The organism is Haloferax sp. YSSS75, from assembly GCF_046764215.1.
In the GTDB taxonomy this organism is placed as follows: Archaea; Halobacteriota; Halobacteria; order Halobacteriales; family Haloferacaceae; genus Haloferax.
Genome location: NZ_CP177206.1, coordinates 2,319,025 through 2,344,462 on the forward strand (window position 1 = coordinate 2,319,025; position 25,438 = coordinate 2,344,462).

Annotated in this window: 30 protein-coding genes; 16 read left to right on the forward strand and 14 right to left on the reverse strand. The window is 62.4% G+C overall.

Annotation, left to right across the window (positions count from 1 at the left end):
- Positions 1-36 precede the first annotated feature (36 nt).
- From ACK3R5_RS12270 to ACK3R5_RS12280, 3 genes are all read left to right on the forward strand, one after another.
- Positions 37-798: a Nif3-like dinuclear metal center hexameric protein gene (locus ACK3R5_RS12270; protein ID WP_411967142.1), complete on the forward strand. Its 762-nt coding sequence runs from the start codon at positions 37-39 to the stop codon at positions 796-798.
- 119 nt (positions 799-917) lie between these two features.
- Positions 918-1,997: a deoxyhypusine synthase gene (locus ACK3R5_RS12275; protein WP_411967143.1), complete on the forward strand. Its 1,080-nt coding sequence runs from the start codon at positions 918-920 to the stop codon at positions 1,995-1,997.
- Between the two features lie 120 nt (positions 1,998-2,117).
- Positions 2,118-3,206 (forward strand): hypothetical protein, encoded by a 1,089-nt coding sequence (locus ACK3R5_RS12280; RefSeq protein ID WP_411967144.1) that lies wholly within the window; start codon positions 2,118-2,120, stop codon positions 3,204-3,206.
- A gap of 178 nt (positions 3,207-3,384) precedes the next feature.
- Here the strand turns inward: ACK3R5_RS12280 and ACK3R5_RS12285 are convergent, their stop codons facing one another.
- The gene (locus ACK3R5_RS12285) at positions 3,385-3,906 is read right to left on the reverse strand and encodes a hypothetical protein (RefSeq protein ID WP_411967145.1); all 522 of its coding nucleotides are present in this window, start codon (positions 3,904-3,906) and stop codon (positions 3,385-3,387) included.
- A 101-nt stretch (positions 3,907-4,007) separates the two neighbouring features.
- On the reverse strand, positions 4,008-5,267 hold the full coding sequence (locus ACK3R5_RS12290; protein ID WP_411967146.1) for a low temperature requirement protein A: 1,260 nt from the start codon (positions 5,265-5,267) through the stop codon (positions 4,008-4,010).
- 279 nt (positions 5,268-5,546) lie between these two features.
- Between ACK3R5_RS12290 and ACK3R5_RS12295 the strand changes: the two genes are divergently transcribed.
- On the forward strand, positions 5,547-5,870 hold the full coding sequence (locus tag ACK3R5_RS12295) for a DsrE family protein (protein WP_411964347.1): 324 nt from the start codon (positions 5,547-5,549) through the stop codon (positions 5,868-5,870).
- Between the two features lie 95 nt (positions 5,871-5,965).
- Here ACK3R5_RS12295 and ACK3R5_RS12300 read toward each other — a convergent pair whose 3' ends face one another.
- Complete coding sequence (locus ACK3R5_RS12300) at positions 5,966-6,160, reverse strand: cold-shock protein (protein ID WP_058571634.1); 195 nt, start codon at positions 6,158-6,160, stop codon at positions 5,966-5,968.
- Positions 6,161-6,818: 658 nt separating this feature from the next.
- Here ACK3R5_RS12300 and ACK3R5_RS12305 point away from each other — a divergent pair.
- From ACK3R5_RS12305 to ACK3R5_RS12315, 3 genes are all read left to right on the forward strand, one after another.
- Positions 6,819-7,634: a hypothetical protein gene (locus ACK3R5_RS12305; protein WP_411967147.1), complete on the forward strand. Its 816-nt coding sequence runs from the start codon at positions 6,819-6,821 to the stop codon at positions 7,632-7,634.
- 86 nt (positions 7,635-7,720) lie between these two features.
- A complete protein-coding gene (locus tag ACK3R5_RS12310) occupies positions 7,721-8,563 on the forward strand; it encodes an ion transporter (protein ID WP_411964349.1) in 843 nt (280 codons plus the stop codon).
- A 334-nt stretch (positions 8,564-8,897) separates the two neighbouring features.
- Positions 8,898-10,292 carry an FAD-binding oxidoreductase gene (locus ACK3R5_RS12315; RefSeq protein WP_411967148.1) on the forward strand — a complete coding sequence of 465 codons (1,395 nt, stop codon included), beginning with the start codon at positions 8,898-8,900 and terminating at the stop codon, positions 10,290-10,292.
- Between the two features lie 83 nt (positions 10,293-10,375).
- Here ACK3R5_RS12315 and ACK3R5_RS12320 read toward each other — a convergent pair whose 3' ends face one another.
- Positions 10,376-10,789, reverse strand: coding sequence for a hypothetical protein (locus ACK3R5_RS12320; RefSeq protein WP_411964352.1), 414 nt, complete (start codon positions 10,787-10,789; stop codon positions 10,376-10,378).
- Positions 10,790-11,079: 290 nt separating this feature from the next.
- On the opposite strand from ACK3R5_RS12320, the gene ACK3R5_RS12325 reads away from it, so the two are divergent.
- The 3 genes from ACK3R5_RS12325 (at position 11,080) to ACK3R5_RS12335 (ending at position 13,218) form a co-directional block, all read left to right on the forward strand.
- Positions 11,080-12,051 carry an aldo/keto reductase gene (locus ACK3R5_RS12325; RefSeq protein WP_411967149.1) on the forward strand — a complete coding sequence of 324 codons (972 nt, stop codon included), beginning with the start codon at positions 11,080-11,082 and terminating at the stop codon, positions 12,049-12,051.
- 189 nt (positions 12,052-12,240) lie between these two features.
- Entirely contained in the window at positions 12,241-12,432 is a 192-nt protein-coding gene (locus ACK3R5_RS12330; RefSeq protein WP_411965839.1) for a hypothetical protein, read from the forward strand.
- 66 nt (positions 12,433-12,498) lie between these two features.
- The gene (locus ACK3R5_RS12335) at positions 12,499-13,218 is read left to right on the forward strand and encodes a fumarylacetoacetate hydrolase family protein (protein ID WP_411967150.1); all 720 of its coding nucleotides are present in this window, start codon (positions 12,499-12,501) and stop codon (positions 13,216-13,218) included.
- Positions 13,219-13,264: 46 nt separating this feature from the next.
- Here the strand turns inward: ACK3R5_RS12335 and ACK3R5_RS12340 are convergent, their stop codons facing one another.
- Complete coding sequence (locus ACK3R5_RS12340) at positions 13,265-13,483, reverse strand: hypothetical protein (RefSeq protein ID WP_411964355.1); 219 nt, start codon at positions 13,481-13,483, stop codon at positions 13,265-13,267.
- A gap of 216 nt (positions 13,484-13,699) precedes the next feature.
- Between ACK3R5_RS12340 and ACK3R5_RS12345 the strand changes: the two genes are divergently transcribed.
- Entirely contained in the window at positions 13,700-14,308 is a 609-nt protein-coding gene (locus ACK3R5_RS12345) for a translation initiation factor IF-2 subunit beta (protein ID WP_411964356.1), read from the forward strand.
- Positions 14,309-14,388: 80 nt separating this feature from the next.
- On the opposite strand, the gene ACK3R5_RS12350 is transcribed toward ACK3R5_RS12345, so the two are convergent.
- Complete coding sequence (locus ACK3R5_RS12350; protein ID WP_411964357.1) at positions 14,389-14,604, reverse strand: hypothetical protein; 216 nt, start codon at positions 14,602-14,604, stop codon at positions 14,389-14,391.
- 98 nt (positions 14,605-14,702) lie between these two features.
- On the opposite strand from ACK3R5_RS12350, the gene ACK3R5_RS12355 reads away from it, so the two are divergent.
- Positions 14,703-15,209 (forward strand): GNAT family N-acetyltransferase, encoded by a 507-nt coding sequence (locus ACK3R5_RS12355; protein ID WP_411967151.1) that lies wholly within the window; start codon positions 14,703-14,705, stop codon positions 15,207-15,209.
- Between the two features lie 19 nt (positions 15,210-15,228).
- On the opposite strand, the gene ACK3R5_RS12360 is transcribed toward ACK3R5_RS12355, so the two are convergent.
- Positions 15,229-16,251, reverse strand: a complete 1,023-nt coding sequence (locus ACK3R5_RS12360; RefSeq protein WP_411967152.1) for an NAD-dependent epimerase/dehydratase family protein — start codon at positions 16,249-16,251, stop codon at positions 15,229-15,231.
- An 82-nt stretch (positions 16,252-16,333) separates the two neighbouring features.
- On the opposite strand from ACK3R5_RS12360, the gene ACK3R5_RS12365 reads away from it, so the two are divergent.
- A complete protein-coding gene (locus tag ACK3R5_RS12365; RefSeq protein ID WP_411967153.1) occupies positions 16,334-17,239 on the forward strand; it encodes a helix-hairpin-helix domain-containing protein in 906 nt (301 codons plus the stop codon).
- 148 nt (positions 17,240-17,387) lie between these two features.
- Positions 17,388-17,816, forward strand: a complete 429-nt coding sequence (locus ACK3R5_RS12370; RefSeq protein ID WP_411964361.1) for a universal stress protein — start codon at positions 17,388-17,390, stop codon at positions 17,814-17,816.
- A gap of 65 nt (positions 17,817-17,881) precedes the next feature.
- On the opposite strand, the gene ACK3R5_RS12375 is transcribed toward ACK3R5_RS12370, so the two are convergent.
- The 6 genes from ACK3R5_RS12375 to ACK3R5_RS12400 all read right to left on the reverse strand — a co-directional run bounded on the left by ACK3R5_RS12375 (position 17,882) and on the right by ACK3R5_RS12400 (position 21,404).
- Positions 17,882-18,157 (reverse strand): hypothetical protein, encoded by a 276-nt coding sequence (locus ACK3R5_RS12375; RefSeq protein WP_411964362.1) that lies wholly within the window; start codon positions 18,155-18,157, stop codon positions 17,882-17,884.
- A gap of 105 nt (positions 18,158-18,262) precedes the next feature.
- Complete coding sequence (msrB, locus tag ACK3R5_RS12380; protein WP_411964363.1) at positions 18,263-18,679, reverse strand: peptide-methionine (R)-S-oxide reductase MsrB; 417 nt, start codon at positions 18,677-18,679, stop codon at positions 18,263-18,265.
- Between the two features lie 38 nt (positions 18,680-18,717).
- Positions 18,718-19,134, reverse strand: coding sequence for a hypothetical protein (locus ACK3R5_RS12385; RefSeq protein WP_411967154.1), 417 nt, complete (start codon positions 19,132-19,134; stop codon positions 18,718-18,720).
- Between the two features lie 8 nt (positions 19,135-19,142).
- Positions 19,143-19,847, reverse strand: coding sequence for an RAD55 family ATPase (locus ACK3R5_RS12390; RefSeq protein WP_411964365.1), 705 nt, complete (start codon positions 19,845-19,847; stop codon positions 19,143-19,145).
- 85 nt (positions 19,848-19,932) lie between these two features.
- Positions 19,933-20,706: an aldo/keto reductase gene (locus ACK3R5_RS12395; RefSeq protein WP_411967155.1), complete on the reverse strand. Its 774-nt coding sequence runs from the start codon at positions 20,704-20,706 to the stop codon at positions 19,933-19,935.
- Positions 20,703-21,404, reverse strand: coding sequence for an HAD family hydrolase (locus ACK3R5_RS12400; protein WP_411967156.1), 702 nt, complete (start codon positions 21,402-21,404; stop codon positions 20,703-20,705). The genes ACK3R5_RS12395 and ACK3R5_RS12400 overlap by 4 nt, the downstream gene beginning before the upstream one ends.
- Positions 21,405-21,536: 132 nt before the next feature.
- Between ACK3R5_RS12400 and ACK3R5_RS12405 the strand changes: the two genes are divergently transcribed.
- The gene (locus ACK3R5_RS12405) at positions 21,537-22,571 is read left to right on the forward strand and encodes an NAD(P)/FAD-dependent oxidoreductase (RefSeq protein WP_411967157.1); all 1,035 of its coding nucleotides are present in this window, start codon (positions 21,537-21,539) and stop codon (positions 22,569-22,571) included.
- 24 nt (positions 22,572-22,595) lie between these two features.
- Here ACK3R5_RS12405 and ACK3R5_RS12410 read toward each other — a convergent pair whose 3' ends face one another.
- Complete coding sequence (locus tag ACK3R5_RS12410; protein WP_411967158.1) at positions 22,596-24,341, reverse strand: Rieske (2Fe-2S) protein; 1,746 nt, start codon at positions 24,339-24,341, stop codon at positions 22,596-22,598.
- A gap of 205 nt (positions 24,342-24,546) precedes the next feature.
- Here ACK3R5_RS12410 and ACK3R5_RS12415 point away from each other — a divergent pair, with 205 nt between their 5' ends.
- Complete coding sequence (locus ACK3R5_RS12415) at positions 24,547-25,410, forward strand: CehA/McbA family metallohydrolase (protein ID WP_411967159.1); 864 nt, start codon at positions 24,547-24,549, stop codon at positions 25,408-25,410.
- The last annotated feature ends 28 nt before the right edge of the window (positions 25,411-25,438 follow it).

Below are 25,438 nucleotides of genomic sequence, written 5' to 3' on the forward strand. Positions count from 1 at the left end.
CGTCTCTTACAAGTCTTCGAGTGACAACAGACCTGTATGCACCTCTCCGACATCGTCGCGGAATTCGACGCGCGACTCGACACCGACGAGTTCGCCGACGTAGACGCCAGCGCGAACGGGTTACAGGTCGGTCCGGCCGAGAAACCCGTCGAGAAAGTAGCGTTCGCCGTCGACGCCGCCGAAGCGACTATCGAGGCGGCCATCGACGCCGACGCCGACGTGCTCGTCACCCACCACGGCCTCGTGTGGGGTGGCCTCGACCGGTTGACCGGCCGAAACTTCGACCGCATCGAACCGCTGCTGAGCGAGAATCTCGCGCTCTACGTCTCACACCTCCCGCTCGACGGCCACCAGGAACTCGGCAATGGCGCGGGACTCGCAGACCACCTCGGACTCACCGACCGAGAACCGTTCGGGGAACTCGGCCCGGTCCACATCGGGCAGGCAGGGTCGTTCGACTCGCCGAAGACGGCCGAGGAGGTTCGAGACGCCCTCGACCAGTTGGAGGGGAGTGAGGGAACACAGGTCTTCGACTTCGGACCCGACGAGATTTCCGACGTCGCCATCGTCACCGGGTCGGGCGTCGACTGGTTGGACGAAGCCATCGAGTCGGGCGTCGACGCACTCGTCACGGGCGAGGGCAAGCAGAAGGTGTACCACGAGGCACGCGAGGCAGGCATCTCGGTGTTCCTCGCTGGCCACTACGCGACGGAGACGTTCGGCGTTCGGAACCTGCTGGACGTCGCCGAAGAGATGGGCGTCGAAACCGAGTATCTCAGTCACCCAACCGGGCTGTAATCCGAATCGTCGCCACTCGGGGTGCTGCCCCCGAGTCGCTGTCGACAACAGTCTGCCAACGCCCCACACAGCCTCGTCGGACCGGGGCGTTCAAACGCTCGGGCGTCGCACTCCCTCGCATGAGCGACCACGACGACGGCCACGACGGGGGCCACGAGGACGACGCCGCCGACGAGGGACACGACCACGAGGGAGGCTACGAGATGCCGGACCGCGAGGAGTTCAGTCACGACCCACTCGGACACACCGAAGTCCACGCCGGGATGACCGTCGGCGAACTCGTCGAACAGTACGGCCACGCCGGCATCGGCGCGGCGGACGTCCACGAAGCGGCCGACATCTACGCAGAGATGCTGGCCGACGAGGACTGCACCGTCTTCATGTCGCTGGCGGGCGCGATGGTGCCGACGGGGATGCGAAAAATCGTCTCCGACCTCATCCGCGACGGCTACGTCGACGCGCTCGTGACGACGGGGGCGAACCTCACCCACGACGCCATCGAGGCTATCGGCGGCAAGCACCACCACGGAAGTGAACACCACGGCGAAAAGACGCCGCGAGAACACGACGAGACGCTCCGCGACGAAGAAGTCGACCGTATCTACAACGTCTATCTGCCACAGGAGTACTTCGCCCTCTTCGAGTCGCACCTGCGCGACGAGGTGTTCCCCCCACTCGAAGAGGAAGGTATCGTCAGCATCGAGCGTCTCTGCCGCGAACTCGGGCGTGCCAACAGCGAAGTCAACGAGCGCGAAGGAATCGAAGAAGACGCCGGTGTCGCCGCCGCGGCCTACGAGTCCGACGTGCCAATCTACTGTCCTGCGGTACAGGACTCCGTGCTCGGCCTACAGGCGTGGATGTACTCACAGACGTCGTCGTTCTCGCTGGACGCGCTTTCGGACATGACGCCGCTGACGGACCTCGCGTACGACGCCGACAAAGCCGGGTGTCTCCTCGTCGGCGGCGGCGTCCCGAAGAACTTCACGCTCCAGACGATGCTCGTCACCCCCGGCGCGTACGACTACGGCGTCCAGATTACGATGGACCCCGCAGCGACCGGTGGCCTCTCGGGTGCGACGCTCGACGAAGCACGCTCGTGGGGGAAACTGGAGAAAGACGCCCGCAACGCCACCGTCCTCGGTGACGCGACAATCATGCTGCCGCTTCTTGTCGCTGCAGCACGAGAACGCCTCGAATAGACTGCCCCGGTGAGTCACGGCGGGGTGCCCTTCCGAAGTGACGCACATATCGCGCCGGTTCTCAGCGACGAGAACTGGGCGAAAACAGATAACAGGACCGGAGTGACAACCTCGAACTGAATGAGAGACCGGTCGCTCGGGGCAGTCGTCGCAGACCGCTCCGACGTCGAACTCGCCGCCATCTTCGAGCGAATCTGGGAGGCACGCGGCTACGAGACGCGTGTCAGATTCCACGGCCCCGACGTCCACGTCGAAGCGGAGGGGACGACGCCCGAAGGTGTCCCTCGTGAGGTTCGCATCTGGATTTCCACGTCGACGCACCTCACCGCCGACAAGATGAGCGCGTTCGTGCGCCAGTGTGACCGGTCCGACGTCGAACCCTACGTCGCGGCGGTCGGACGCGGGCGACTCGACGACGACGCCCACCGACCGGGACTCGTCACCCTCGACGCGCCGACTATCGCCGTCGAAGTTCGGGAAGCGGGTATCGAGTCGTTCGTCCGCGAGTACGACGCCGACGGCGACGAGCGACCGAAGACGAACTGGCTGGGTGACCCAATCGAAGACGACGACGTGGCCTCCGACGAACCGGAGATTGACCACGAGGAGTCCAGTGGACTCACCCGCCGTGCAGCACTCGTGACCGCCGGAAAGTACGTCGGCGGCAGCCTCACGGCCTATCTCGTCGTCGAACGCGTCTCCGACTACGTGCAGAAGTCTCCCGCCCTCCGTGCTCGTCTCTCTCGGAGTGTCGCGTGGGCCGACTCGCACCGCCCCGACATCCACCCGCCGACTATCGAGTGGGAGGTTCCGAGTCCGCAACCCTTCTACGAGGACCCGAGGCTGACAGAGAACACGACGACAGCGGCGGCCAACCCCGACGACGTGACGGCGATTCCGTACGCAGACCTTCGAGCGAATCCGGGTGACTACACCGGGACTGCCGTGACCTACACGGGGCGCGTCTCCGAGACCAGAACGCGAGCGGACACCCGACTCGCCGTCGTCACAGTCGAAGACCAGCGAGGGCGCGCCCGCGGTGACGTCGTCGCTCGGTGGCCGAGCGGGCGGTTCTTCGACGACGAGATTGGCTTCCGACTCCTCGACGGGTCACGTGTCCGGTTGTGGGGCGTCGTCTCTGGCGACACGACGCTCGACGGTGCCGTGTCGTATCCCCGAATCGACGTGTCGACACTGGAAAAGGCGTGAGTCGCTGGTGGCGGTGGTGTGACGCGTTCGAGACCGATGGTGATTACTCGAAGGCGTGCTGACTCTCAGATGGCCGATGACGACGGCACCGTTCCGAACCGAACTAGGCACTCGGTGATGCGGAGCCCTATGAGTGCCGAGGCCATTCTAATCTGAAGAATACCATTCGAGAGCGGAGTTACTCCCCCGGTTCCGCCTCCCACGACGGATGAATCGACCCGAACAGAAAGGTCACGTCTGCCAGTCCGAACGCGACGATAGCGAGCCACTGTATCGCATCGAACGGGGACAAGAACGGATACACTGGGTCGAACCACCAGTAGACGAGTACAGCGAGAAGCGGCGGAACTGCGGCCACGAACGGAAACGCGACCCGGACCCCGTATGAGAAGGCGACGGACACGCGATTGAGGAAGAACCCGCCGAGCAGTGCCACCGCGCCGTAGCCCGCACGAGGGAGGTTCAACGACCCGAGTGCGACGAGCCCCCACCCCATCAACAGATACGACGCGACAGACGTGATGACGATGGGTGCGTTCGTCACGACTTTGTCGCCCTCCTCCCGTGAGTTCGCTACTCGGCCCCGACCCCTGAGAATCTCCCACCCCGTCACGTCCTTCGGGAACGTCCGCCACCCACTCGGCCGGTTCGGGAGTCGGTCGAAGATGTCGGTGTTCTCTTCTGTGTCACGCCGTGTCATGAACCCAAATATCAGCAGGTAGACAAAAAAGTTCCGTCGAAGACAGTCTCCGAGACATCGCCACCCAACGGTTCGATACTGGGTGTCTGCGTGGGACTCGGTCAGGCCTCGACTGCCGAGGCGACAGTGTCGACCCACGGGTTGACGAGCGTCTCGAACGCGACGAGTGCGCTAAACAGGAGCGCGATGACGCCAACGAGTCCGAGGGGTGAGAGCGACCCTCCGAAGGGGACGAGCGCGGCCAACAGCACCACGACTGCAAGCCGGGCCGCCAGAACACGAGCGTCCAGCGGCGTTTCGCCCGAGACCTGTAGCATCGCCCGATGGAGGATGGCACACCCAGTGATGAACAGCGCGACGCCACCACAGAGGACGAACCGGGCGTCCTGTTCCAGCGGGAGACCCGCAGCAGTCGCATCGATAGCGAGGACGACGCCGACTCCCGACGCGACGATACCGAGGTGGACGAAGAAGTGACTGAAGACGTAGACGAGGGCCGCCTGCCGCATCCGAACGAGTCGGTCACGGGGCGCCCTGAGTGCCCGGTCGATGAGGTGTTCGTCGAACTGTTCGAAGTATATCCACCAGGCACCGACGGCGGCGACGAATCCGCCGAGGCCGACGAGCATCGGCAACAGTTGGACGCCGAATCCAGACGTCGCGATGGAGGTACCGAACGAGACGGCGAGAATCGTCTCACCGAGGACGATGATGGTGATGAGACCCAACCGTTCGGGGAAGTGCGACACCTGAACGAGGACCGTGTCGAAGGCGATGTACATGACGGCGACGCCGGCCATGTTGATGACGAAGGCTGCAATCCACAATCCGAATCGGCCGGGGTCGGGGACGAAAAGCGAGACGACCCAGACAGTCGTCGTCAGCAATTCGGACGTAATCCAGGTGGCGACGAACACCTTCGTCCCGGCGTTTGCGACTGTCGGTCCCGGCCGCAGATAGAGGGCCGTGAGTACGAGGCGTAAGAAGAGCATCGTCGCGCCGAACGTGAACGTCTCGCCGTGGAAGACACCATCGACGGTCTGTGAGAGGAAGATGACGACGAACATGACGGCGATGAGTGCAAATCGCGAGACAGTGTCGTCGGCGGCGTAGAGGTCGGCGTAGTAGCTGAAGTCGAGCCAAACCCACCACACGAGCGCGAAGACGCCGACGAAGTAGAGGATTCCCGACAGCGTCATGTTGTGGTGGAGGTTCGACCCAATCTCCGCGATAGCGACGACGAAGACGAGGTCGAAGAAGAGTTCTAACCACGAGGCGTGACGTGGACTCTCTCCCTCGTCGGTGTAGACCGAGGGAGACTGCCGTATCAACCTCCGCGCTCCCCGAGAATCGAACGCCATCGAGGCCAGTCCCTAGCAGATTGTATGCTAGCAGATAGCATAAATGTGTAGTAGCGGAACGGCTATTCTCCCGGGAGAGAACCGCTACCGTTCGTTGAAGCGTGTTGGTCGCAGGCGACGTACGAGTGGGTGTCTGTGTTCTGTCACGTCTGTGCTCGTCGTCTCCGGGGGCAGGTGAAGAACCGGACGACTGCAGTCGCCGTTCGGCAGAGAAACGCCGGTTGTTGCACGTTGAGAATCGAGAACGTGGTTAAGAGACGACAGGTCGAAGCGTGAACTATGCATCTCGGACTCATCATCGAGACGAACGAGGCAGAGCGCATCTGGAACGGGTTCCGACTGGCCAACAAAGCGCTCGACGAAGGGAACAGCGTCGAAGTGTTCCTGCTGGGCGACGGCGTCGAGGCACCGGACATCGAGACGGAGGCGTTCAACCCCTCCGGCGTGATGCGACAGTACCTCCAGAAGGGCGGGGAGTTGTTCGCTTGTGGGACGTGTCTGGACTCGCGTGGCCTCGACCCGGGAGAACTCCGCCCCCATTCGACGATGGGCGACTTACTGGGTATCGTCGAACACACGGAGAAAGTCGTCACTATCGGGTGACGGAGCGTTCGACTCGAGACAGCGACTGCTCGGGCGCGGTAGTCGTCGGTAAAATCGGTGTCTTTCGCCGCGGTAAAGCGGTGTACTAAACTAGTTTAAAGTCGCGTCAGGTTCGCTGCGCGTGGTCCCTTGGGGGACGATTCGATACTGAACTCCACTTCTTGGTCCTCTTCGAGGTCCGGGCCGCCGATGTCTTCCATGTGGAAGAACACGTCGTCGTCCGCGTCGTCCGTCGAAATGAAACCGTAGCCGCCTGTGTCGTTGAAGAAATCAACGTTTCCTTTCGCCATTACAATTGGACACAATCGGAGTAGAGGGATAAGGCTTCCGAGATTTGTTTCAATATCCGTAAAATATTTTGAACTCATTTCTTTTTCAGAGAGAATAATAGACATTTGTACTCGTGCGGTCGGCTTTAGCGAGGCTCACCCGCCACTTCGACGACGAGTCCCGCAGATTCTGTCGTATCCACAGTTCGATAGCGGACTCGCGACCAGTTCGGTACCCGGACGGGTCGCTCGCAGAACCACCTGGCCGTGTGGGTACTGCCGCCGATTCTGTTCATCAACCACATCGACGGTGACAGTCCACCGCGACGACAGCCAGGACGCAGATACTGACATTCTCGAACACTGATTCACGGAGAGAGTATTCCGGTCTCCGACAACCGTTCAATCGAGTTACTGTTCGTGTGCCGATGACGGGAGTCGGTCCGAGAACGACGAGGAATCAGAGATGCAATAACGGGTACCAGAAGACGAAGACGATGCCGATTGCGGACGTAGCACTCACTTCAAGAGACGGGCATTCGCGCAGACGACTGACCGACCGGAACGAACCAGTCAGTGATGGTTTTTGACAGTTTTTAAATATATACTCAAGATACGCCAGCTGTTTCCTTGTTTAACCGATGAATTCATTTCGTTCCGTCACATAGGCTGTGAGCAGATGAGCGAGCAGAGGGTCAGGTTCAACGGGGACACGAAGGTGTTGTTCCGGAACGCGGTGCGGACACCACTTCCGGACGAAGACGCCGAACGCGTGTTCCACGAGAACATGATGAACGTCGCAGACGCTCAAGAGCGGAAAGCAGAGATGCTCGCAGACCCCGACGTACCACTGTTAGAAGCCTACGAGAAACAACTCGAAGGCATCGCCGAAAGTTACAAACGCCGCTGTCGTCACATCGCCGGCGACGACTACGAGGAGGTGGCACTGGCGTACCAGCGTGGCGAACGAAACGATAGAGTGGGCGCGCTGACCGCGTACTACTTCGAGGGGTTGTGGCGGATGCAACAACGCATCACCGTCACGGACATGCTATTCTTCCCGATTATCCTCCGCTATCCGGACAGTTTCACGGTGAACATTCGCTTCGCCAGTGGCTACAAGACGACGGAGTCGGTTCTGTACGAGTCACCGGAGCACTCGGAAGAAGAACTCGACGACGAGTACGTCGAAACCTACTACAACGAGAGCCTCTACTCGCAGAAGAAAGCCGCCGAGTACATCAGAGATACGGCACAGATAATCCGCGAGGAGTTCCCGAGCCCGGACGACGTCCCCTTCGAAGAACGCAAGTACGGCGGTATCGTCTCGGGTGGCGGCCGAAAGGGCTCGGTGTTCTCGTCGATGCTCAAACGCGTCGAACCCGACCCAGACAGGTTTTCGGAACCGGTCTCCGAACCGATGCTCGTCGACGAAGGGACGGAAGCAGAACGCACCGAACGCGAGTTACTTCCCGACGGCGCAATCGTCATCTGACGCTCCTCGGGTCGGGTGTCGATACGACCCCCGTAGATGTCGCCTGTGAGCGACGCCATCAATAGCCGTCGATACTATGGGTTCGTATGGGCGGCCACGCACCCACCGGTCACGGTGACACGCCGCGGGACGTCGTTCGGTTCTACCTCCTCGACCACCGGACTATCGTCGGGAAGGCCATCGACATCGCCCTGCTCGTGCTCAACCTCGTGTTCGTGGCGGTGTTCGTCCTGGAGACGTACCCCTTCTCGGCAGGACTCCAGACGACGTTCTGGCGAATCGAAGTCGCCATCTCGCTCGTCTTCCTCCTCGAGTACGTCCTTCGGGTGTACGGTGCCAAGAGTCGCACCGCGGAGATTTTCAACTTCTACTCCATCGTGGACCTGCTGGCGATTCTGCCGACACTCGCCGTCTTGGTGTCGCCGGTCCCGGTCATCGCGGCGAACATCGGATTCCTTCGAGCGATTCGCGTCGTTCGCGTCCTCCGATTCTATCGGTTCACGCGGGACGAGGAGTTCTTCTTCGGCACCGTGTCGGTCGGGACGCTTCGGGTGATGAAGTTACTCCTGACGGTGTTGACCATCTTCCTCGTCGCCGCGGGGATGTTCTACTCGTTCGAATTCCGGGTGAACCCCAACGTCGCCACGTTCGGTGACGCGTTTTACTTCGTCGTCGTCGCTCTCACGACGGTCGGATTCGGTGATATCGTGCCGGTCACGCAGGGCGGGCGGTGGGTCACGGTGGCCGCAATTCTGGCTGGCATCATCCTCATCCCGTGGCAGGCGAGTAAAATCATCAAAGAGTGGGCGCACAGGGACAAGGTCAACGTCGTCTGTGAGAACTGCGGGCTGGCGTTCCACGACAGAGACGCCTCTCACTGCAAGTCCTGCGGCCACGTCATCTATCAGGAGTACGACTCGCGGGAGTGACGGCAGGGGGGTTCCGGGGACGGCAATCGATCGCTCACGGAGCGCGTCCGTATCCCACCGACCCGCGTTTCGAGTTCGTCCAACAGGTCGTAGAGGTGGTCGAGGGCTTCCTGTCGTGTCATCGGGTTCCTACGCCGAGGTGCGGCGTATTGGTATATAAACCTCGGCACGAGATTCGGGCTTCGACGACGAAGTGAGCGGTGACCACGAACCAGTGCCGTTCGTCCGCAGTTCGAACTGCAATCGAAGACGAAGGACTAGACAGCACACAATCATAATGAAAAATAATGAGAATCTATTTGCGGCTAATCGGCGTCTTTCGAGGTGAGTAACGATGGCAATCGCAACGGGCCCCGTAGACGCGGGTGCGCTAACGACGCTGGAAGCATCGTTCCGCGGTCCAGTAATTCGACCGGGAGACGCCGAGTACGACGAAGCGCGGACGGTCTATAACGCGATGATCGACCGTCGGCCGGCGGTCATCGTACGTCCGACGGGCGTCGCCGACGTGATGACGGCGGTCGATTTTGCCCGACAACACGACCTCCTCGTCGCGGTAAAAGGAGGCGGGCACAACGTCGCAGGGAACGCCGTCTGCGACGATGGGCTGATGATAGACCTCGGTCTCATGTCGTCGGTCCGAGTCGACCGCGACGAACGAACGGTCAGGGTCGGGGCCGGTGCGCGGTTGGGTGACCTCGACCACGAGACGGCACCGTTCGGACTCGTCGCCCCCGCTGGCGTCGCCTCGATTACGGGGATTGCCGGACTGACGCTCGGTGGCGGGTTCGGCTATCTCTGTCGGAAGTACGGCCTGACGATAGACAACCTTCGGTCGGTGGACCTCGTCACAGCCCAGGGGGAACTCGTCCGGGCGAGTGAGGACGAGAATCCCGAACTCTTCTGGGGCATCCGAGGCGGGAGTGGCAACTTCGGTATCGTCACCAGTTTCGAGTTCGGCCTCCACGAACTGGAGCACGTCCTCGCGGGGTTACTCGTCTATTCGGCCGAAGAAGCTCAGTCAGTCGTCCAACAGTGGTGGAACGTCGCGTCCGACGCGCCCGACGAACTCTCGGTCTGGCTCAACTTCTCGAACGCGCCGCCCGAACCGTTCATCCCCGAGGCGTACCACGGTGAGCGCATCCTTTCGGTCGTCCCAATCTACGCCGGCGACGTCGACGACGGGTGGGACGTGATAGCGCCACTGCGCGAACTTGGCGACCCAATCGCCGATACGGTCGAACCTCGGCGGTTCGTCGACTGGCAGCAAGCGTTCGACGAGTCGTATCCTGCAGGAGAGCGGTACTTCTGGAAGTCACACAACTTCAGGGACCCCTCGTCCGAGGCGCTCGACCGAATCGTCGAGTTCGCCGTCGCTCCACCGACACCCGAAACCAGAGTCTCGGTGACGCATCTCGGCGGTGCAGTCAATCGAGTCCCTTCGGACGCGACTGCCTACCCCCACCGGGACGCGGACTTCCTCGTGAACATCACGACCCGGTGGAGCGACCCCGCTCTGGACGAGGAGTGCATCGCGTGGACTCGGGAGTACTTCGACGCGTTAGCCCCCTACGCAACCGGCGGTACCTACGTGAACTTCACGACCGAAACCGAGGGGGAACAACCGATGGCCTACATGGACAACTACGACCGGTTGGTCGAACTCAAAAACGAGTGGGACCCAGAGAATCTGTTCCGACTGAATCAGAACGTCGAACCGACAGTCTGAGAGTCCACCGGGTGAGGGGTTCGAGGGACCCATCGGGGGAGTGGGGGTTCGGGCCCCGACGCCGACAGCGGTTCGTGACCGGATTAGAACAGGTTCAGTGGGTTGAGCATATCGACGAACGTCAGCAGGTTCTCCTGAGAGAACTCGATGACGTCGACGATGAGGTACTCCGTCTCGACGATGAGTTCTTCGGTGAAGACGATGCGGTCTGCCATCTCGCCGATGCGGTCGGCCATCTCACCAATCTGGTCTTCGGTGTAGACGACGCCGTCGAGGCTCTCGACGAAGAGGACTTCGCCCGTCTCGGCGAGGACCATGACGACCGTGTCGACGTCGAAGAAGCCGTTTTGGACCTCGAACATCGCGAACGTGGTCCCGTCTTCGAGCGGGGCGTAGACGAACGACTCGGCGAAACTGGTCTCGGCGAAGTAGAAGGTGTCACCGGGGACGAGTTCCAGGTCGTAGCCGTCGTCGGCCGCGGAAGCGGTGGTTGCCATGCCCGCGGCGGCGACGCCACCGAGGGAAACTGTGCCCAATCTGTTGAGGAACGTTCTCCGTTTCATGTGGGATTTCGAAGCCTTGTATTGTGCTTGGAATACAAGACTCTGGAGAATCGTATCGGACGAAGCTATTTGAATCTGGCGTGGTGGCCACTACCAGTTGGCTAGCGCCATGTGCGATAGCTGCGGACGCCAATCGTATTGTCCGCCACGGGCACTACTGAGGACCAGTGTCAGTCATCGTTCCCCGGCCGGATTTTAAGACAGACGTGGTCGAACAGTGGTGTATGGATTACACAACGTTCGGTTCGACGGGGACCACCGTGAGCGAACTCTGTCTCGGGTGTATGAGCTTCGGGACAGACTGGGACGACTGGACGCTGGACCACGAGGAGAGTCGCGAACTCATCGAGCGAGCAATCGAACTCGGTATCAACTTCTTCGACACCGCCAACGTCTACTCCTACGGCGAGTCCGAGGAGATTCTCGGCGACGTCCTCTCCGAATACGACCGTGACGAGATGGTCGTCGCGACGAAAGTCTACGGGCAGATGCGAGACGACGACCCGAACTCGGGTGGGCTCTCGCGGAAGGCGATAGAACAGGAACTCGACAACTCCCTCGAACGTCTCGGCATGGACACCGTGGACCTCTACCAGATTCACCGCTGGGACTACGACACCCCCATCGAACAGACAATGCACGCACTCGACGACGCGGTGCGACGCGGGAAAGTTCGACACGTCGGTGCGTCTTCGATGTGGGCCCACCAGTTCGCCGACGCACTCCACACCGCTGACCGCCTCGGCCTCGACCGGTTCGTCTCCATGCAGAACCTCTACAACCTCGCCTACCGCGAGGAGGAGCGCGAGATGCTCCCCCTCTGCGACAAAGAGGACATCGCGGTGATGCCGTGGAGCCCGCTGGCCGCCGGGTTCCTCACCCGACCACACGAGGAGTTCGAATCGACCACGCGCGGCGAACACGAAGCAGACGTGGGCCGCCCGTACGAGGAAGGTGGCGGCCGAGAGGTGAACGAACGCGTGCAGGAACTCGCCGCCGAGAAGGGCGTGAAGATGGCCCAAATCGCACTTGCGTGGCAGTTCCACAAAGAGTGGGTGACGACGCCCATCGTCGGCACGTCGAGCATCGAACACCTCGAAGACGCCGTCGACGCGCTGGACATCAAACTCTCGAATTCGGATATCGAGTACCTCGAAGAACCCTACCGACCGGTCCGTATCTCCGGCCACGAATAACACCGGCGCCCACCACACCACGTCCATTGGTAGCAGGGGCAATCAGACAGCAGTGGTTGGTTGAACATGAACATTTATTATAGATAGGGCAGTAGAGCCGGGTACACAATGTCGGTCGTACGCGTACACCCCTAACTCTCCTCGTCGCCGCATAGACGTCCGACCGACCCACCCGAACACCACAAAACCGTGAGCACACACGCGAACCCGACGTACGAACCCACCCTGCGAACAGACCAGCCTTCGACACGAACTCCCACCGACAGCACCGCGACTGACACGTGGGTCGCCCGGTGTCAACGGCAGTTCGACGCCACCCGAACCGAGCGCATCCACAACCTCGTCGACAGCGAGAACCGGTCGATGCCGCGAATGGACTGAGTCCCCGACGACGCCATCTTGCGGAGACACGTCTGTTGAAGTACGTGGCCGAGAGACACCACAGCAATGCGATTGGCACGGATTCGAACGGCCGACGGCGTGGTGACCGGCGAGTACGACGACGGCGTCGTCACGGCCGACGGCAAACAGTACGAAATCGGTGACGACGCTGCCCTTCTCGCACCGTGTGAACCGAGCGCGCTCTACTGCGTCGGCCGCAACTACGCGGCCACGGTGGACCAGATGGATTACGACATTCCCGACCAGCCCGACTGGTTCATCAAGCCACCCGTCTCGGTGCTCGACCCTGGCGCGGACATCGAGTATCCCGGGTGGACCGACGAACTCACCTACGCCGGCGAGTTGGCGGCCGTCATCGACCGCGAGTGCTCGGACGTCGCCGAGTCCGAGGTTTCGGACGTCGTCCGCGGATACACCATCCTCAACGACCTCGACGCCCTCGACCAACCCGGACGAACCGCTCGCAAAGCGTTCGACGGGTCGGGCCCGCTCGGTCCGTGGATAGCGACCGACGTCGACCCCGCGGACCTCGATATGACGACCCACGTCGGCGGCGAGTTACGACAGGAAGCGAACACCCAGCAGATGCTGTTTTCGCCTGCGGAAGTCGTCTCGTTCCTCTCGGAGCGGTACACATTCCAACCGGGGGACGTCGTCTCGTTCGGGAGTCCGGCGAACCCCGGCCTCGTCGAACCCGGTGACGACGTCGAAATCTGGTACGAGGGCGTCGGCACGCTGGAGAATACGGTCGTCGAACAGGAGTAACACGGCGACGCGTGACGAGCGCGGGTTTTCGAACCGGTGGCAGAACTCAGTTCAGTGTGTCGACTTCGTCGGTGAGGTCGGCCGGTTCGTCGACGGGACCGTTGACGAAGAGGCCGTGGCCCATCACCATGGCGGCGACGAGACTGAACCCGACGATTGCCGTCGTCGGGTGAACCGTGGTGAACTGTCCGACGAGGATGCCGACGACGAGGCTTCCGAAGATACCCGCGAGTACGAGGTCGTAGTACTGCCACGTGTAGCCCATGAACCGAGGGTTGTCGTGCCAGTCGGGAAGGAGTACCGCTCGGTTGCGAGCGACCTGTCGTGAAACGAAGACGCGAATCGGAGGAGTGGTTCGTTCGCGTGCGCAGAGCCCGTGAATCTCGACAGGGGTTCGGTGGCAACCTCGTCGGGCCTGCGGGACGCTGGGAGAACGTCCATATCACGGAACGGATATACGTCGGCAGACACTCCGGGGACTATGGAGTATCAGTCTGCGCTCGACCGAGCGCTCGATATCCTTCCGGAACGAAACGTCGAACAAGAACGCCTCAGGATTCCAGACCCCGAGGGAGAGACAGACGGCGCGTTCACGCGACTCACCAACCTCGGCGACATCGCCGACGCGCTCTCGCGGACGTCCGAACACCTCCACAGTGCCATCCAGCGCACGTTCGGTACCAGCGGCCAACTCGAAGGTGACCGTGCCCGCTACAGCGGGTCGTTCTCCATCAACGACTTCGAGGAGGCAATCGAAGAGTACGTCGAAGAGTACGTCACGTGCTCTGAGTGTGGCCTCCCCGACACCCGTCTCGTGACCGAAGACGGCGTCGACATGCTTCGCTGTGAAGCGTGTGGTGCCTTCCGTCCGGTCCAGAAGCGCTCCAGTGCGAGCAAGACCCACAAACGCGAAGCAGTGGAAGAAGGCCGTACCTACGAAGTCGAGATTACCGGTACCGGCCGCAAAGGCGACGGTGTGGCACAGCGTGGAAAGTACACGATATTCGTTCCCGGTGCGCAGGAAGGACAGACTGTCCGCGTCTACATCAAGAACACGAGCGGGTCGCTCGCGTTCGCCGAACTCGCCTGAACGGGTCGCAACGTCACGTCTCGCTTATTCTACGTTTCTTCGACGCCGTCGTCCAGTACCGAGAAAAATCAGCCGTGAGGTTACTCTTCGTCGTCGCCGCCGCCGCACCGCTTGCCGACGACGAACAGGGCGAGGAAGAGGAGCGTCGCGCCTTCGACTCGCGCCGCCGTGGACACCCACGGTTTGGCGGTCACGTCGCCCCCATCCTCGTATGCGAGTTTGGTGAGCGTGTCGACGAGTTGGTCTGGGAAGAGCAGTTCGACGATGCCGAGGCCAGCCATGAGCAGTCGAATCATATCGAGATATCGTCGTGCAACGGGTGAAAAACCTCTGTCAGTTCTCAAGAGACGAGAGAACCGACTCCGACTTGGTGCCAGAGCGACGAGGACGCTCGATGGTCCGCATCTCACAGGAGACCACAGACGACGAACCCGCAGTCGACGCCGTTCACACCGCTGCCTTCCCGTCCGCAGACGAAGCGGAGTTGGTCGCCGCCCTCCGACAGACCGACGCGTTCGTGCCCTCGCTCTCACTCGTCGCCCGCGACGACGGCACCGTCGTCGGCCACGTGCTCTGTACTCGCGTTCGCGTCGAAGACGACCCGTCGATTCGGGCGCTCACCCTCGCACCGGTTGCCGTGCGTCCCGACGAGCAAGGCCAGGGCATCGGCAGTTCACTCGTCCAGACGGCGCTCGACACCGCCGCCGAAGCGGGATTCGACCTCGTGTTCCTCCACGGCGACCCGGACTTCTACTCGCGGTTTGGCTTCCATCCCGCCGAAATCCGAGGGTTCGAAAACCCGTTCGAGACGCCACCGGAGGTGTTCATGGTCGCTACCGTCGGCGACGACTCGGACGAGGGCGGCCCGCTTTCGTACCCCGACCCGTTCGACCACATCTGACCGCGACGCGGCGTGCGCCTCACCGAGACGTGCGTTCGAACCGTTCGGCGAACGATTCCGTCGCCTCGGTCCACGCCGAGACGACTCGGTCGTCCAGTGGTTCTGTCTCCCACGAGTCCACCGCGTCGTGGTCGTCTAACCACTCGACCGTTCGCTTGACACCCGTCTCGAAATCGACCGTATAGCGGAAGTCGAGGTCCGCGAGGGCGCGAGCGTTGTCGAAGACGGTGCTGTACTGGAAGTGGTCACGAAGCATCCGCGTTCGGTCCGGGGCGACGTCTCGCAGAACGTCCGTCGGAACGTGGACGAGCGTCGGGTCGGGAGCGTCGAGGGCGGACGCGACGCGACGGTGGTACTGGTTCCACGTCATCGTCTCCTCGCTCGTCACGTTGTAGGCGCGCCCACCGACACCGGGGCGTTCGACTGCGCCGCGGAACGCCCGCGCCACGTCGTCACGGTGACACGGCCCCCACAGCGACGTGCCGTCACCGTGGACGACGATGGGTTTCCCGTCGCGGATGCGGTCGATGTAGTACGACCCCATGCCGAACGTGTGGACGAGCGTGCCACCCTCTCCGTAGGTGTTCCACGGGCGCAGGACCACGACGTCGAAGACACCTTCCTCGTGGGCGTCGAAGAACACGTCTTCGGCGGCTATCTTCCCCGCCGCGTAGTCGCTCACCGGTGGGTTTCTGGGACTCGATTCCGTGACCGGATTTTTCGGTGGCGGCCGGTGGTAGACGTCGATAGTACTGCAGAAGACGTATCGGTCGACGACGCCCGAACAGATGTCGACGGCGGTGCGAGCAGTCTCGGCGTCGAAGCAGGCCAAATCGACGACCACCGATGGGTCTGTCTCGGAGAGCGCCACCCGAAGTTGCGAGTCGTCGTCTCGGTCACCAGTGATTCGGTCGACTGCGTCGGGGAGGGAGTCGTCCGTCTCGCCGCGCTGGAAACTCGTCACGTCGTGGCCGGCAGCGACGAGTCGCCGAACGATGCCCGTCCCGAGGAGTCCTGTCCCGCCGATGACGAAAACGTCCATGCAGTGAGAGGGACGGCGGGTGAGAATAAACCCCGGTCACAACGGTGACAACGCTTTCGTGTTAGATGCCCTACGTTAGTCCATGAAGGTGGTTCTCACGGACGGAACGACGTTTACGTGTGGTGGCTACAAGGCACTCGACTCGGGCGGTGTCGTGCTGACGGACGACCCGAAGCGAAAACACGTCATCGGCTACGTCCCGGAGGCGTCACTCGCCTACATCCTGCCCGACGGCGTCGAACCGGGTGGAAACGGCGAGGGGAGCGACGACAGCGAGAGTGAGGAGAGTGAGGAAAACGACGAGTTGGACGGCGGCGGCGACGACGGACATGAAGACGACGGCGACGGGTCTGAGGAAGACGACGAAGACGAACGAACCGACGCTGACAGTGACGACGAACACGAAGACGAACGAACCGACGCTGACAGTGACGACGAACACGAAGACGAAGGAGAACACGAGGACGCTGACGACAGCGACGAATATTCGCACGCCGACGACGAAGACGACGAAGTGGCCGACGAAGCGGTGGGTACGGTGAGCGACGAAGACGACGAAGTGTCCGAACGCGTCGTCTCCGCAGGTGTCGAACCGACAGCAGAGGGCGTGACCAGCGTCGCATCGGACGACGTCGTCGGCGAACACACACACGAAGATGTCGTCGAACGCGTCGAGCAACTCGAATCGCGAGTCGACGGACTCGACGGCCGAGTCGACGCGATGACCGAACAACTCGCAGACGTCGTCGCTCGGGGGACGGTGGCCGAAGACGAAGTGCGCTCACCCGAGGACGTACGAAACATCCGTGGAATCGGCGAGGCGTACGCGACTCGACTCCGAGCGAGCGGTATCGACACGGTGGCCGCACTCAGTGAAGCGAGCGACGCCGAAATCACCGCCGCAGTCGACGTCTCAGAGCGCCGGGCGAGCGAGTGGAGACGACGGGCCAAAACGGCCGTCGAATCAGACGTAACAGACGACGTATAGGACGTCTCGTCCCGACCACAGTGTCGTGGAAACTGGCAGAGACGGAGGGTACAGCGGATACTCCCGTCGGTTGTCGAACGGCTAATAGTTCCCACGCTCCGGGAACTAACTAAGAGGGTTGATACAGTTGCAGTCTAATCTCCACTTGATGTACGATACCATCCTCGTACCTATCGACGGGAGCGATTCGATGACGCCAATCGTGGAAGATGCCGCGGAGTTCGCTGCAACCCGTGAAGCGTCGGTGTATCTCCTGTACGTCGTCGACAAACGCGCCTTCCTGACGCTCGCTCAGGAGCGACAAGACGAAGTGTGCGAGGAACTCGAAGCGAAGGGTTCGGACGCCCTCGAAACGGCACGAGCGACGATGGAAGAGTACGGTGTCGAGGCGAACGTCACGCTCCGACACGGTGACCCCGCGGACGAGATTCTCGACTACGCCCACGAAATCGACGCGGACCTCATCGCGATGGGGACGCACGCTCGATTCGAAGACAACATCCTCGGGAGCGTCTCACGGTCTGTCGTCATCGAGTCGGATATTCCGGTGCTGGCGACCCCTATCAAGGCACACTGAGTTCGAACGAACGTCACTCTCGGCCACACTGACCTGCGACACGGTATCTCTGTCTTCGGGCGCTCTCAGTTGAGGCGGACTAGTAGTAACAGCACGCCGAACAGCGTCGCCGCCACGCTGACGAGTGCGAGACCACCGCTCACGACCAACAGTCGTCCGTCGAGCGCCGGCGACGCGCCACTCGTCGCGACGTCGACGAGGGAGAGTCCGGCCGAGAGGTCGGCAACTGGAGTGAGAACCGCCGCGCAGAACGTGAGCAGACCGACGACGACGAGTGCGTACGGAGTGGCCCCCGAGCGACGGCGAGAGGCGTGTGGTGTCGAAGAGTACCCGCGAGACATACAGTTCGTACGCCACCACTGGTATTTGATACTAGTAGGCTACCGTGACTGTTCGGCGGTTATGACCGTCCTAACGTGCTGAATTTGATGTGTCTGGACGCGCGCTCAGTCGTCACGCTCGCCGTCCGTCTCCGGGTCGAAGTCGAGCGCGACGGAGTTGATACAGTAGCGTTTCCCCGTCGGTTGCGGACCGTCGTCGAAGACGTGTCCGAGGTGGCCGCCACAGGTCGCACAGACGACTTCGGTCCGGTCCATGCCGTGACTCAGGTCGCGGCGGAGTTCGACGTTCGACTCCTCGGCCGCGTAGAAACTCGGCCAGCCACAGTGTGACTCGTACTTCGTCCCGGAGGTGAACAGTTCGGTCCCGCAGCCGACACAGCGATAGACGCCGTCGTCGTCACGGTCGACGTGCTCACCGGAGAACCGTGGTTCGGTTCCTTGCTCCCGGAGGACGCGATAGGCGTCGTCAGAGAGTCGTTCTCGCCACTCGCTCTCGGAGAGTGTGAATTCAGCATCGCTCATACACAACAGAGAGGCCCGCAGAGAGAAAGGCGCGTCGCCTACTCGCGTCGCAGGAACTTTGGCAACCGAAATCTGGCGAAATCGTCGCGGTCGATGTCGAGAGCGTCGGTTCGGCCGACCGCTTCGGGGACGCCCTGATTGTCCGTCGGTTTGCGCATCTCCACGTCCGCACGGCCAGTCGTCGATGGCGTCGTCTCCTCGTCGACCAGCGCCTCCCAGAGGTCCTGTTTCGAGTTGTACTCGCCTCTGTTTCGTGCGACGCGCTGTTTCCCCTCTTCGAAGGAGAGTTGGAGGACACTTCGCCCGTACGCAGTACTCGCATGCCGGCGAATCCGCTCGAATTCGCTTCGGTTCGGCGCACCGAGGGCCGTCGAGACGCCGAGTGCGTACATCCGGCGAATCGCCTCCTCGTCCGAAATCGTTTGCCAGTCCGTTCCGAAAGCCCGTTCGTACATCGTGAACCTCAGAGGTCGACCTTCGACCGGGGGTCTACGACTAACCCGTCGTCGGTGAAGGTGAGCGACCGAATGTCGCAGTCGATGTTCGTCCCACGCATCTTGATGACCTGAATCCCCCTCGTCATCCCCGTCGCTTCGAGGTAGTTGTGGAAGAAGACGACGCCGTGGGCGAGGAAGTGCTCGTCCGAGTACGACGACGGGTCGGTCATCTCGGAGATGAGGAGCGTCGTCGCGTCGCCCTGTTTGAGTGCCGTGAGGAACCGCGTCATCTCTTCGGACCCGTTGGCGAAGAACAGACGCAGGAGCATCGTCGAGTCGATGACCAACCGGTCGACCTGTCGAGAGTTGACGAAGGCGACGATTTTGTCGGTGAGACTCTGGACGTTCGACGTACTCCCGTTCTGTGAGAACTGATTCAGGAGGTGTTTCCCTTTCGGACTCACGAGGTTGATGTATCGGAAGCCATCCGAGTTCGTGAGCGTCTCGAACCCGAAGTCGAAACTCGACATGTCGTTGACGAGTTCGTCTTCGGTTTCGTGCATGGTGATGTACATGCACTGCTCACCGTTTCGGAGCCCTTCTGCCATAAACTGTGCCGTGAACGTCGTCTTGCCACTTCCAGGAGGCCCACTCAGCACGTACAGTCGCCGTGGAAGGAAGCCACCTTGGATGAGTTCGTCGAACCCGCTTACCCCACTCGGAATCCGCATGGACGGAACCTCCGAGCGTCCTATTATAATCGTTCCGGGGCGAGTATCAAGCGTGATATCTCACCACCGCAGTCCGTCGATTTTTTCACTCGGGGTAGAGCTCGACTTCTCGGTCCACGGCGTCGATTGCGGCGACGTCTTCCTCGTCGAGTTCGATATCGATGGCTTCGAGATTGCTCCGGAGGTGCCGCCGACTCGACGCCTTCGGAATGATGCTCACGCCCTTCGCGGCCAACCACGCCAGACTCACTGACTCGGGAGAGACGTCGTGTTTCTCGGCCACCGAGACGACTTCGTCGACGTCGTGGACGCGCCCACCCGAAAGCGGTGAGTACGCGACTACGTTGTAGTCGTGTTCTGCGGCGTGTTCGAGGAGTTCCGGGCGCTGGAACAGTGGGTGGTACTCCGTCTGGTGGGCGACGAGCGGTGTGTCGAGCACGTCGAGTGCTTCGTCCAGTTCGTCGACGGTGAAGTTGCTCACGCCGACACCGCCGACGAGGCCATCGTCCACGAGTTCGTCGAACGCGGCGAGCGTCTCTGGCGGGTCGTAAGCGTCTATCGGTCGGTGGACGTACAACAGGTCGACGAAGTCGGTTCCGAGTCGGTCCAGACTCTCGCGGGCCGTCCGGAGGACGTCGTCGTACGCGAGACTGTCCGCCCAGATTTTCGTCGCGAGATAGACGTCTTCGCGTGGCGTGTCGGCGGCGGCGATGGCGTCACCGACGACGGACTCGTTGTCGTAAATCTGGGCTGTATCGACGTGTCGGTATCCCATCTCCAGTGCCGTGGTGACGGCCGTCGCGTCGTCGGCGGTGTCGAGACCCATGGTCCCGAGTCCGAGGCGGGGAACGCGGGTCATCGTGCCTCCTCGTCGTCGACGATAGTGGCGTCGCCGGTGACCGGGACGCCGTCGAGTGCCAACAGGTCGTTGAGGCCCGCTACCTCGTGGGTCGGGTCGGGTGACGGCGTGTGGTCGGCACGGTGGTCACGGCGGATGAACGCCGAGTCCACCCCTGCCGCCTCCGCGGCGGCGATATCGCTGTCACTGTCGCCGACGAAGAGTGGCGACTCGACGCCGAGGTCAGACATGGCCTGTTCGAGATAGTACGGTTCGGGTTTCTTTCGGTGGAGGCTGGTCATCGACGGTTCGCGGCCGTAGGCCGTCCCGAACAGGTCACCGACGTTCAGGTGGTCGAGGACGAAATCTATCGTCGCTTGCTGGTTACTCGAGACGATACCCATGGGCGCGTCGATGCGTCGAATCGCGTCGAAGTCGTCGTAGGGGGCCTTCCGTCCGGCAGTGATGGCGTCGATTTGGTACGACGAGGCGATTTCGTCGCGGGTTCGAAACAGCGTCTCGGGGTCGAGGTCGTAGGCGCCCGCGACGGTGTGGACGTCGTCGGGGCTAACGTGAATCGCCATCGTTTCGACGTGGTCAGAGGTGGGGTCGGACACACCGAGTTCTTCGAACGCGGTCCGCGTCGCGTCGTGGAGGAGCGAGATGTCGACGAGCGTGGTCAACACGCCGTCGTGGTCGAAGATGACCGAATCGTACATACCGGGAGTTGTGAGTGCGAGACGTGAATCAGTTTCGTCTGTCCCCCCAATCCCGCCGCTGTGCGAGTCTTTTAGCGCCTCCAACCCACTGGTTCACACGATGCAGGCAGGAGCCACACGCGAGGTGTCGAGATGACGCGCGACGTGTGTATCGTTGGGGCAGGGGCCGCAGGGACAGGCGCGGCGTACGCGCTCCGCGACGCGAGAGCGAACGTGACGATTCTGGAGAAGAGTCGTGGTGTGTGCGGGCGCGCGGCGACGCGTCGGAAGCACGACTGCCGGTACGACCACGGCGCGAACTACGTGAAAGAGTACGACCACCGAACCGAGCAGTTGATTCGGCGTCTCGGTGACGACGGACTGGTCGATATCGAACTCCCGGTGTGGACGTTCGACAGCGACGGAGTCGTCTCCCGGGGCGACGCACGCGACCAGCACAAGTGGACGTGGACGGACGGCATCACGCAACTGGCGAAACGACTGCTCGCCCGGACCGACGCGACAGTCGAACACGAGACGCGCGTCTCGGCTATCGACCACAACCCGGATACGAACTACTGGTCCGTCGTCGACGACGAGGGCACGCGACACGGGCCGTACGACGTGGTGTTGTTGACACCACCCGCCCCGCAGACGGCGGCGCTCCTCACCGAGATGGGGTGGGGCGACCAGTGTATGGTCGGCCTCCGCGAGGCAATCGGGAGCGTCCAGTACCGGACGATTCGGTCGGTGATACTCCACTACCCCTTCGAAGTGGAGAAACCGTGGTACGCGCTCGTCAACACGGACAAGAACCACCCACTCGGGTGGGTCGCACGCGAGGAGTGCAAAGACGGGCACGTCCCCGACGGCGAGAGTCTCCTCGTCGTCCAACCGAGTCCCGAGTGGTCCACCGAACACTACGACGACCCACTCGACGACGCGGCAGCGGAGGTAGCCGACATGGTCGCCGACCTGCTGGACGACGACAGACTGCGCGACCCAGACTGGGTCGACGACCAGGGGTGGCGATACGCCCTCCCGAACGGCGTCGCCAACCGAGACGTCATTCGGTGTGGCGAGGCAGACGGCCTCTACTTCGCCGGTGACTGGACGACCGGTGAAGGCCGTGTCCACGCGGCGCTCTGGAGCGGTATCGAAGCGGGCGAACGAATCGCGGACAGGTGAGCGCCCGACCGAGACGGGGCGACGCTATTCCGAGTCGACTGTCTCGTGGACCGACTCGCCGCGCTGGAGACGCGCCGCGATAGTGAACGTCTGTTCTCGTTCGCGTCGCGTCGGCGAATGGGCGGCGAGATAGCGAGCGACACCGACCAGGAGCGTCCGCGCTTCTTCTGGCGGCCGGGACGCCGCTTGCGTGAATCCGGCTTCGAGGGCCTGGTACGTGTGGAATCCGGCGTCCTCCGAGAGCAGTGCAGCGCCGAGTTCGCGTCTGAGTGTCGCCGTGTCGCCGCCGGCATCGAGGAAGTGCGCTGCCGCACGGCCGGCGTCGGCGACGTGGCCTTCGGTGTCGAACGCCGCCGAGAGCGTATCGAGAGCATCGTCTGGGTCGGCATCGGGATTCACGTCTGGGAGCGGTGCTGGCGGCGTGTTGAGGAACCGGTCGAGGTAGACGTTGATGGCGGCGTCGAACACGCCGCGGTAGAGTTCCACGGCGTCCGTTCGCTTGGTCAGTTGGTGCACGGCGTTGGCGTAGGTGAACGTGTGATGCACCGTGTTCCAGTCGCTGAACTCGTTGCTCGTCGCGAACTGGGCGACTCGCGTTCCGGCAGCGAACGCGACGACGTCCGCGAGTTGCTCGGGCGTCGCGCCGTCGCGAATCGCCTCGACGAGCGTATCTACGATGGCGTCCGGGTCGTCACCGAGGAGCGAGTCCAGCATTCCGTCGGGACGCGACCACGTCTTTCTAGCCCCGAACTCCACGAACCGGTGCAGTTCGTCGAACGTGTCGTCGAGGAGGCCGGCAAGGTCGATTGGCCGCCGCCACTCGGCGGACTCTTCGGCCCGGTCTGCGGAGGTGAGTCCACGGACGAGACTCGGGAGCACCACGTCGGCGTGGTCCCACCCGATGTGGTCGAGTGCCTCACACGCCTTGTTGACGAAGTCGAGGACGTGCCCCGTCTGGATGTAGCGGTGGTCGGTCGCCGCCGTGGCGAGGAGTTGGGCGAGTTCGTCGTCTTCGTAGCCGGCGTCGATTGCGGTCCTGAGGACGCGCTCTGCACCGTTCGGGTCGCGCACTTCGACGTTCTCACGGAACCAGGACAGCAGGCGGTCGAAGTCCGTCGCCGTCGCGCCGAGTGCGTCCTGTTCGAACTGCGGTGGTTCGTTCGACACGTCGCCGCCGACTTGCAGCAGGCCGTGGTAGAGTGCGCGCTTTCGGTCCACCGGGTCGAGGTCAGTGAGGACGTTCGCCATCGCCGTCAGGATAGTGAGTCCGGGGCCCCATCCCTGCCGTCGGTACCGACAGCCGAATCGAATCCCAGTCTCCAGTGGTTTCGTCGCGTCGACGCCGGCGTCGGCGAGGCCGATGACGGACTTCGCGACGACCAGACGGAGGTTCTGTTCGAGGCCGTCTTCGAGTCTGTCGGACCAGTGGACCTCCGGCGGGTCGTCGGGTTCGGGATGGGGGTCCACGTAGACGGTGCCGTCGCGGACATCGACCGGATAGGTGAGGACGTCGTCGGCCCACGGGTCGAACGTGTCGCCACAGGAGAGTTCGAAGCGCGCGTGGTGCCAGTGACAGGTGAGGACACCCTCGTCGACGGTTCCCTCGACGAGCGGGAACCCCATGTGCGGGCACGCATTATCTACCGCCCGTACCTCGCCTTCGTGGGCGAAGAGGGCGATTGCTCGGCCATCGGCGGAGACGAGTTCGCGACCCGACTCACGAACGTCTGCGAGTTCGGCGACGGGGACGAAACTGTCTGGTGATGCCATACGAGAACACACGCCACACGAATTCTTAACGGTTCGCTGAAACGAATTTGTGTAAGGTACGTAGAAAAAGCCGAAACCCTCGAATTCTGGCATCAAAAGGCGTCTGAGTGCAGTGTAGGGTTCTGTTCGAACAGAGCGGTGGGCGTGACACGGGCGAACACTCACCGGGCATGGGTTTTTCCTCACCGACGTATTACCACAGTGTGTGTCTTCGTTGACCGTTCGCATCGACCCGCACGTCCACTCGGAGGGTTCGTACGACGCCGACGACCCTGTCGAGCTCATCTTAGAGCAGGCCGCCGAAATCGGACTCGACGCCGTCGTCATCACCGACCACGACGTCATCCACGAGTCCATCCGAGCGGCGCAACTCGCGCCGATGTACGGCCTCGTCGGAATCCCCGGCGTGGAAGTCTCGACGGCCGACGGCCACCTCCTCGCACTCGGCGTGGAAGAACTCCCACCGCGACGTCAACCACTCGACGAGACGGCCCAGTGGGTCCGTGAACGAGGCGGCGTCGCCATCGTCCCACACCCGTTCCAGCGAAGTCGTCACGGCATCCGTAAACGCCGTCTCGCCCGGTATCACGACGCGAACGGCGGCGATGCCTTCGACGCCATCGAGACGTACAACTCGTGGCTCTTTACTGGATACAAGAACCGCCGTGCCCGTCGGTTCGCGACGAACCGAATGTATCCCGGCGTCGCCGGCAGTGACGCCCACAAAGTCGGATACGTCGGACGTGCCTACACCGAGATGGAGATTCCCGACGTGACGCGGGCGTCGCTTTCCGGCGACGATATCCTCGACGCGATTCGGAACGGGTCGACGCAGGTACAGGGCCGCCGGACGCCGATTCCCACGAGTACGAAACACTACGTCGGTGCGGCGGGGCGGAAGTCTGCGTACTACGCCAAGCGCGGCGCGCTGACGAGCGGTGTGCTGGCGAAGAAAGGCGCGTTCAAATCGGCGTATCTCGCGAAAATCGGCGCGCTCAAGAGCGGTTATCTCGCCAAAGAGGGCGCAGTTCGCGGTGCGCAGTTGCTGGCCCGTCTGTCACCACGGTAACGACGCCAACATCGTTTTTCTGCTTCTG

Coding starts and splice junctions, on each gene's coding strand:
- ACK3R5_RS12275 (WP_411967143.1), top strand. CDS start 918: ATGAGCGACCACGACGACGGCCACGACGGGGGCCACGAGGACGACGCC.
- ACK3R5_RS12375 (WP_411964362.1), bottom strand. CDS start 18,157: ATGTCTCGCGGGTACTCTTCGACACCACACGCCTCTCGCCGTCGCTCG.
- ACK3R5_RS12400 (WP_411967156.1), bottom strand. CDS start 21,404: ATGTACGATTCGGTCATCTTCGACCACGACGGCGTGTTGACCACGCTC.
- ACK3R5_RS12410 (WP_411967158.1), bottom strand. CDS start 24,341: ATGGCATCACCAGACAGTTTCGTCCCCGTCGCCGAACTCGCAGACGTT.
- ACK3R5_RS12365 (WP_411967153.1), top strand. CDS start 16,334: ATGAAGGTGGTTCTCACGGACGGAACGACGTTTACGTGTGGTGGCTAC.
- ACK3R5_RS12300 (WP_058571634.1), bottom strand. CDS start 6,160: ATGGCGAAAGGAAACGTTGATTTCTTCAACGACACAGGCGGCTACGGT.
- msrB (WP_411964363.1), bottom strand. CDS start 18,679: ATGAGCGATGCTGAATTCACACTCTCCGAGAGCGAGTGGCGAGAACGA.
- ACK3R5_RS12395 (WP_411967155.1), bottom strand. CDS start 20,706: ATGACCCGCGTTCCCCGCCTCGGACTCGGGACCATGGGTCTCGACACC.
- ACK3R5_RS12320 (WP_411964352.1), bottom strand. CDS start 10,789: ATGGCAACCACCGCTTCCGCGGCCGACGACGGCTACGACCTGGAACTC.
- ACK3R5_RS12350 (WP_411964357.1), bottom strand. CDS start 14,604: ATGATTCGACTGCTCATGGCTGGCCTCGGCATCGTCGAACTGCTCTTC.
- ACK3R5_RS12270 (WP_411967142.1), top strand. CDS start 37: ATGCACCTCTCCGACATCGTCGCGGAATTCGACGCGCGACTCGACACC.
- ACK3R5_RS12295 (WP_411964347.1), top strand. CDS start 5,547: ATGCATCTCGGACTCATCATCGAGACGAACGAGGCAGAGCGCATCTGG.
- ACK3R5_RS12290 (WP_411967146.1), bottom strand. CDS start 5,267: ATGGCGTTCGATTCTCGGGGAGCGCGGAGGTTGATACGGCAGTCTCCC.
- ACK3R5_RS12370 (WP_411964361.1), top strand. CDS start 17,388: ATGTACGATACCATCCTCGTACCTATCGACGGGAGCGATTCGATGACG.
- ACK3R5_RS12315 (WP_411967148.1), top strand. CDS start 8,898: ATGGCAATCGCAACGGGCCCCGTAGACGCGGGTGCGCTAACGACGCTG.
- ACK3R5_RS12385 (WP_411967154.1), bottom strand. CDS start 19,134: ATGTACGAACGGGCTTTCGGAACGGACTGGCAAACGATTTCGGACGAG.
- ACK3R5_RS12405 (WP_411967157.1), top strand. CDS start 21,537: ATGACGCGCGACGTGTGTATCGTTGGGGCAGGGGCCGCAGGGACAGGC.
- ACK3R5_RS12305 (WP_411967147.1), top strand. CDS start 6,819: ATGAGCGAGCAGAGGGTCAGGTTCAACGGGGACACGAAGGTGTTGTTC.
- ACK3R5_RS12355 (WP_411967151.1), top strand. CDS start 14,703: ATGGTCCGCATCTCACAGGAGACCACAGACGACGAACCCGCAGTCGAC.
- ACK3R5_RS12390 (WP_411964365.1), bottom strand. CDS start 19,847: ATGCGGATTCCGAGTGGGGTAAGCGGGTTCGACGAACTCATCCAAGGT.
- ACK3R5_RS12340 (WP_411964355.1), bottom strand. CDS start 13,483: ATGGGCTACACGTGGCAGTACTACGACCTCGTACTCGCGGGTATCTTC.
- ACK3R5_RS12335 (WP_411967150.1), top strand. CDS start 12,499: ATGCGATTGGCACGGATTCGAACGGCCGACGGCGTGGTGACCGGCGAG.
- ACK3R5_RS12310 (WP_411964349.1), top strand. CDS start 7,721: ATGGGCGGCCACGCACCCACCGGTCACGGTGACACGCCGCGGGACGTC.
- ACK3R5_RS12325 (WP_411967149.1), top strand. CDS start 11,080: ATGGATTACACAACGTTCGGTTCGACGGGGACCACCGTGAGCGAACTC.
- ACK3R5_RS12285 (WP_411967145.1), bottom strand. CDS start 3,906: ATGACACGGCGTGACACAGAAGAGAACACCGACATCTTCGACCGACTC.
- ACK3R5_RS12345 (WP_411964356.1), top strand. CDS start 13,700: ATGGAGTATCAGTCTGCGCTCGACCGAGCGCTCGATATCCTTCCGGAA.
- ACK3R5_RS12360 (WP_411967152.1), bottom strand. CDS start 16,251: ATGGACGTTTTCGTCATCGGCGGGACAGGACTCCTCGGGACGGGCATC.
- ACK3R5_RS12280 (WP_411967144.1), top strand. CDS start 2,118: ATGAGAGACCGGTCGCTCGGGGCAGTCGTCGCAGACCGCTCCGACGTC.